This window comes from Microcoleus sp. K4-B3 (genome assembly GCF_036704615.1).
Classification (GTDB): Bacteria; Cyanobacteriota; Cyanobacteriia; order Cyanobacteriales; family Microcoleaceae; genus Microcoleus.
The window spans coordinates 1-5,784 of sequence record NZ_JAUBSF010000166.1; the positions used below are offsets into that span (position 1 = coordinate 1).

The following is a 5,784-nucleotide window of genomic DNA, read 5'->3' on the forward strand; positions in this document are numbered from 1 at the left end:
ACTTGTTTGTAACTCATTTTAGATTAGTTGAATTTCTATCTATTTTACAACTCTCTCAGACTTTCGCAGGAGGTCTATTGTGGGGAAGCACCCGTGATTTGATTTACCACATCACAGCTATTGGATACGAACAAGGTGGCGGTGATGAAGGTATCCCAGGTAAAAACAGTAAACCACCCCTTGAAGGATTCCCTTTGATTAAACTTTATTTTTTTAGTCCTGACAAAACAAGAGGGATTAAGTATATACGGTGCGCTGGTTTTACTGATAACCCCAAAATTGCCGATACCAAACTAGCTCAACTCGTAACACCCGCAGATATCAATCGCTGGGCAAACAAAATTAAAACTATTTTTGGTGATACCAAGTACGTTTGGAAAAAAGGGAAAGAATCATTATCTTATACTGGGCAAATTGCACGATTACAGGGTGTAGAAGGGTACGCTTACGTCCGAAACAAACAAGACGGTATTGCTCTGTTTACGGCACTGCTCAAAATATTTGATTACGTACCCGACAAAGACGGCTTTAATCGTAGTGAAAGTACATCGCCCACTAAATACAAAAAACCTACTAAGGAAATAATCGTAGTCAAAGAAAAAGTAATACCCAATGAACGCCGTCCATTGGCGGACTGTGAATTCGATCAGGCCGTACTTAAGCTACCTCTGCTAAATAAACCCATTCCTTTGGTTAAGCGAAATGTGATTTTGTATAAATGAGAGTATTTGAGTGTATTTCTGAGAGTAGCCGCCTACAGTTGGCGGCTACTTGTAAAAATGAAGGTATTTGCCCGAATTTGCGGCTTGACTTGAAGTGGCTTTTACTGCGATCGTCAAAATAATACAACACCCTTACGGCGCGCTAACGCTTTCGGGGTGCATTTGCCTCCAGTTGAGTAAGAACTTTTGGCTTCATTATTATGTCACAACAGTCCGCTTCAGCGACCCCGCGATCGCAATTTTTAACGTATTCGTGGGACGCACCTTTGGCGCTCCGCTGGTATCGGGATGCCGTGTTCGACGGCATTTCCCACACAGTTGCAATTCAAACCCTTAACACGGTTAAATCGGTGCAGTGGTTGCACTACTACCAAGCCCCCGTGCTGCTACCCGAACAGGTGGACGCCTTTTACGGCGTTGAGCCGAAAACTACCGACCGCTTAATTCGTTACTTTGACCCGCAACTGCGGGAAGACGGTATGTTTTGGTGTCCCGAAACGCACTTGATTGATGCGGAACCCGTGCTCGGGCTGTGCTGGATAGGTAAACCGAGCCTCAACTTTTTGTTACCCCCACGGGCGGTGCTCAAGCTGGCTTGTTGGATGCCAGCAACCCAAGTCACTATTTGGGCTTTGGGCGGAGTTGACGTGATAGCAAACAAAGCTTACGAGCCGCTACCCGAACCCATGAAAATGAGTCAGCACTACCAAACAACTAAAGAGCGGCTAGCTCCCAAGGATAAAAACTTTTTGGTTCGAGAAGCAAAGGATAAGGGGGTCTACGCCTATGCCAGACACTTTGGCAATTGGGACAGCGGAGCAACTTACAAGCGATTGCTAGTTCACCACGAACGGGGCGGACAGTTCCCGCCAACGCGGGAGGAACTCAATTCGATATTGATTGAGTTTTAATTGGTGCGATCGGTAGGCTCGGCAAAAGTAAAAGCTAGGTTCACACTATACGAATGATGTGAACCTAGCTTTCTTTATTAGCTCCTGCCTTCATTTCTGAGTTTAGCCGCCAACTGTAGGCGGCTACTTGTAGAAATAGACTCACTTGCTCAGGTAGTGAACCCAAAACTGACCGTCGTAAGCACAGGTTTTTTCTATTAAATCGTAGCTGTAGTGCAAATATTCCCCGCTTAAATCTGTGCGGTAGCCACTTCGGAACCATTCACCGTATGGGTCGTGAACTATAAACCCTTCGCTATCGTACCCTACTAAAACGATGATGTGACCGGGTTGAGTAAAATAGCCGTGAATTATGCACGGGTTTCCGTTACTTAAATGCTGTTTGCAGCGGTCAAACGTACCGTAAGCGGTTAACTCATCTTTAATCCCGTAATCGCGCGCTACTTGCGCTAAGTCCTCGGGGTAGTGTTTGTTCAACCCTTTTTCGGACATATATTGGTACAGTTCGTCCTCAAGTTGGGTATTTTTGTTTTCTCTATATTTGCCACTAAACGTGTATTTAAAACCTACATCGTAATACTCTAGGCACATAGCCAAACTCGTAACGTTGCAAGTCTAGTAGGGTTCAAACTTGTTGTCTAATTGCATTTTGTAAGGGACAGTTAATCGAACGCTATCCTTTATTGATTTTAATTTGTCATTCATACTTTTATAGAACCAGTGAGTGTACATCGTCAATTTGTTGTAACTTTTATTGACAATTGTTGTAACAGTTGTAAACTAATAAAAATGAAATTACTTGCACAATGAAGGCATGACAAAAAACGAACTTTGACAACAAAATAGTGAACCAACAAAAGCGAAAGTACAACAATTCAAGGGTGTACTTCGATCCGCTCAAGGATGTTGCGTACTGGGACGGTACTTTTGGGACTCGTGAATTTAGGCTTGTCAAAGACTTAAATTCCTCAATCCTCAAAAGGTGTTACCAATTTGATTCGATGCACGAATACTACTGCTATAGAATCGTTTCACTTAAACTGCCACCTAGCTTGCAACTGCTGAGACAAGTAAGCTTTTTGGTAGTTCCGAAAAGTGATTTAGGTTCAGCAGTTACTTACCGTGCGGATTTAGTTGTCGTACCCAAAGATGTTGTTGAAAAAAGTGTTCGGCACTGGGCTATGCAGCCAGAACCTATCCCTTTTGATTTTTTGATAATTGAACCAAAAGGGATACTAACTGATTCTGCACGGCTCAAGCATTTAATGCTGTGCGCAGCAAATAAAGTCACGATGCAACAAATACTCTTTGTGGCAAGTAACTACGCATCGCTAAAATTGCCAAGTGAAGTAAAATCATCTTTGTTTTACTTGGCAACAGCACTCGAAGAAAAATTTGAGTTAATTTTTGGAGACTAACAATGGAAGTTGAAACTACCCCCTGGTACGAGACAAGAAGCCTTATCTCACCCCAAATCGAGATGCTTCAGGAAGACGGAATGATTCAGTACAAAGGGTCATTTTTGAAAAGCGAAAGCCCTCAAACAGCAACCCTCAAAAAGAGGTTTATTCATTACGACCTGAACTACATCAAATATTGCTTCCTTAAGGAGTTTTACCAGCTTTTGTTTGATGGAGTCAGGCAAGGTTCTTTTGGTAAAGGTGAGGACGAGGAAGAGCTAGCTAGTTTACTCGTTAAAGCCGTGACCGAGTTTGCTCAATACTGTCGCGAACAGTCTTTAGAGGAAAATCCACGGGAAATGTTTCGGACGTTTTGCAAGATTCACCTTTTCAGTTAAGTCTATTTTTACAAGTAGCCGGCTACAGTTGCCGGCTAAACCAGAAAATAGAGACAAGTACACTTACTCACCACCAAAAACATGACTGTAAGTTTTTACGAAGGCAAAGACAATAAACCCCATCGTCTATTTGTCGTATCCGATCGAGTGACCATGCACGATCGGATAGTTTTTACCGAGGCGTGTTACGCCGTAGATGACAAATGCGTAAGTTTTTACGGAATTCTGTCATTTCAATGTGTCGGAGTAGACAGCTCAAAAGATAAGGCTTGGAAGGTTGACGGTCAAAAAGTTCTCTTGAGTTTCTACAAAGACAAAAAACCTACTTGGAATAATGAAGCAAAGAAATTTGAAGACAAGGAAGTAGAACCTAGTGAAAACTACCTTTACGGGTTTGCTAAAGATGTTTTAAAAAATATCAACAGCTACTGTGTTTCGGTAGTTATCGCACCTTATGTAGCCCCTCAGTTTCTGGAGGACATGAAAGTTCCTCAAGACGAAGCGGTAATAGCTTACTGGGAGGGAAAAGTTAAAAACACAATTGTGGCTGTCCAAACAGATTTTAAACTGTTAACTGACAGTGACAAAGAGTTACTAAAAACTACGTCTTCAAATTCCAGTGGCGGGAAAACCTACCAAAAACCTGAAAGCGAAAGTGAAAAGCTAGAGGCAAGGTGGGAGTTCTTAAAACACCACTTAGGCAAAGATTATGCTGTCACTTCTTTGTATGAATTAGGTGCTTTGCTTGCGATACCGCAATCAACTCCCGAGGGAATAGAATCACAGCAAACACTCGTTAAAGCACTTGAACTGATTGCGAGAATGTGGAAATGACAAAAAAAGATTTACCACTTGAAATTCAGCAAGCTTTACAAAACCCTTCCGATGAAGGACAGGAGACCACTGGAAGTGACGAGTTAGACATAGGCAAGTACGCGAGGCTTAAAAGATTGAAACAGGATGACAGCGATAAACTTTTGATTGAAGGTGAATCAATAGGTAAAAAAATTGAAAACCTTTTTCGTTTAACTGTTGCAATTCCCAACCCTGAAATTGCTTATCCCTTGCTTGCAGCATACGCCTCTATTCCTAGTGTTCTGTGTGATATCCTGCCGATACTTGAACTGAGAGGTGAGCCGGGTTCCGGAAAGAGTTAGTGTATCAAAGTTTTCTCTCGTGTAACAGGTAGTATCCTTAATGCGCGCTCTACCGCTGCTAGTATTAAGAACGACATCAATCAGATTCGGTGGGTCGATCCATCTACTTTCTCGATTGAGAAAAACTGTTTTTACTTGCTCGATAACGCTGACAGCGAGTTTTTTGAAGAAAGAGACGTACTTACCGCACTTCTCAACGGATACGATAGGTACACGGACAAACAGAGTATCAGCAACGGGAAAGGGCAAAATATACCTTTTTACGTGTTTTGTCCAAAAGTTTTCACTACCGTGTGGCGAATCAGCAGCAGCGAGATAAAGAGACGGCTTATTACCGTCAAGTTCAAGCCCGGGCTTAATTTAAGTGAGTTAGTTAATCCCGACACTTTAGCTATCAATTCTCTAAAAAAGGAGCTTAATAGCTTTTGGAACAATCTCGCTAATTGGGATTTGCACAGCGAACTGCAAAGAAAAGTAAGTAGCCAACTTCCTTCCAGCTATTCTTTACAGCAGTGGAAGCTAGTTGTAGACGTAATAACTTCTGGCTTGTGTACGAGCGTGTGGGATTCCCTAAGTGAAGCCTTAACTTTTTTTGAAGCCTATTTTGAATTTCGAGAAAAGTCAAAGGAAGGAATTTACGAGACTATTCTAGTTGACACCTTAGCTGAATTATCAGGAATCCCGCACAAAGAATGGGCATCAAGCCCTCCATCTATTTTGGTCGAAGTAGACCCCAAAAGCTTGAAAGCAAGGATGGATTCTCACACGGAATCGGGACTGATACCAAAAGTCAAACCCGATCAGCTTCAGATGGATGTAAGGGCTTTAGGTTGGGGGGTGATGCCTAAAGGAGGAAAGTACATTTACAAGTTTGTCAGAAAATGAAAACCAAAAAATTGGATTTTACTTGGGTGGAAGAAGTAGAAAGCTTAGTCAGAAGTCCTAAATTTTGCGAGGCTATCTCGGCTTGCCAAGGGTTACTCGAAGAGATTAACAGCTTGATACCGACTTCACACATGAGATTTCTCAAACTTAATCTGAGCTTGGCAGTTGACTTACTCAAGGTATGTCAAAAGCAAATATTTAGGTTAGTTCAGTCACGCCGGCGCAACTGGTTCGTTTCTGGGGGGGTGACAAAGAGGCCTAGGAGATAGACCGAATCAGGGTTGCAGCCCGCATACCTTGTTGATAAAAGC

The 5,784-nt window shown here is 42.4% G+C and carries 7 protein-coding genes and 1 pseudogene; 7 read left to right on the forward strand and 1 reads right to left on the reverse strand.

All coding sequences use genetic code 11. The features are described 5' to 3' along the window. Positions 1-722, forward strand: a 722-nt coding sequence (locus tag QUA78_RS31510; RefSeq protein ID WP_333306678.1) for a hypothetical protein, incomplete at its 5' end; no start/stop codon positions are given. A 200-nt stretch (positions 723-922) separates the two neighbouring features. Continuing rightward, positions 923-1,633 carry a hypothetical protein gene (locus QUA78_RS31515; protein ID WP_333306680.1) on the forward strand — a complete coding sequence of 237 codons (711 nt, stop codon included), beginning with the start codon at positions 923-925 and terminating at the stop codon, positions 1,631-1,633. A gap of 141 nt (positions 1,634-1,774) precedes the next feature. Here QUA78_RS31515 and QUA78_RS31520 read toward each other — a convergent pair. Continuing rightward, positions 1,775-2,236: pseudogene (locus tag QUA78_RS31520) on the reverse strand (C39 family peptidase); the annotation flags it as partial. 476 nt (positions 2,237-2,712) lie between these two features. On the opposite strand from QUA78_RS31520, the gene QUA78_RS31525 reads away from it, so the two are divergent. From QUA78_RS31525 to QUA78_RS31545, 5 genes are all read left to right on the forward strand, one after another. Beyond that, entirely contained in the window at positions 2,713-3,051 is a 339-nt protein-coding gene (locus QUA78_RS31525; RefSeq protein ID WP_333399223.1) for a hypothetical protein, read from the forward strand. 2 nt (positions 3,052-3,053) lie between these two features. Continuing rightward, positions 3,054-3,431, forward strand: a complete 378-nt coding sequence (locus QUA78_RS31530) for a hypothetical protein (RefSeq protein WP_333306684.1) — start codon at positions 3,054-3,056, stop codon at positions 3,429-3,431. An 81-nt stretch (positions 3,432-3,512) separates the two neighbouring features. Beyond that, positions 3,513-4,265 carry a hypothetical protein gene (locus tag QUA78_RS31535; protein ID WP_333306686.1) on the forward strand — a complete coding sequence of 251 codons (753 nt, stop codon included), beginning with the start codon at positions 3,513-3,515 and terminating at the stop codon, positions 4,263-4,265. Further along, a complete protein-coding gene (locus QUA78_RS31540; RefSeq protein WP_333306687.1) occupies positions 4,262-4,588 on the forward strand; it encodes a hypothetical protein in 327 nt (108 codons plus the stop codon). The genes QUA78_RS31535 and QUA78_RS31540 overlap by 4 nt, the downstream gene beginning before the upstream one ends. Before the next feature lie 135 nt (positions 4,589-4,723). Further along, positions 4,724-5,473: a hypothetical protein gene (locus tag QUA78_RS31545; RefSeq protein ID WP_333306689.1), complete on the forward strand. Its 750-nt coding sequence runs from the start codon at positions 4,724-4,726 to the stop codon at positions 5,471-5,473. The last annotated feature ends 311 nt before the right edge of the window (positions 5,474-5,784 follow it).

Bases quoted from the DNA above. Each gene is read 5' to 3' on its own strand.
- QUA78_RS31515 (WP_333306680.1), top strand. From the start codon at position 923: ATGTCACAACAGTCCGCTTCAGCGACCCCGCGATCGCAATTTTTAACG.
- QUA78_RS31535 (WP_333306686.1), top strand. From the start codon at position 3,513: ATGACTGTAAGTTTTTACGAAGGCAAAGACAATAAACCCCATCGTCTA.
- QUA78_RS31540 (WP_333306687.1), top strand. From the start codon at position 4,262: ATGACAAAAAAAGATTTACCACTTGAAATTCAGCAAGCTTTACAAAAC.
- QUA78_RS31530 (WP_333306684.1), top strand. From the start codon at position 3,054: ATGGAAGTTGAAACTACCCCCTGGTACGAGACAAGAAGCCTTATCTCA.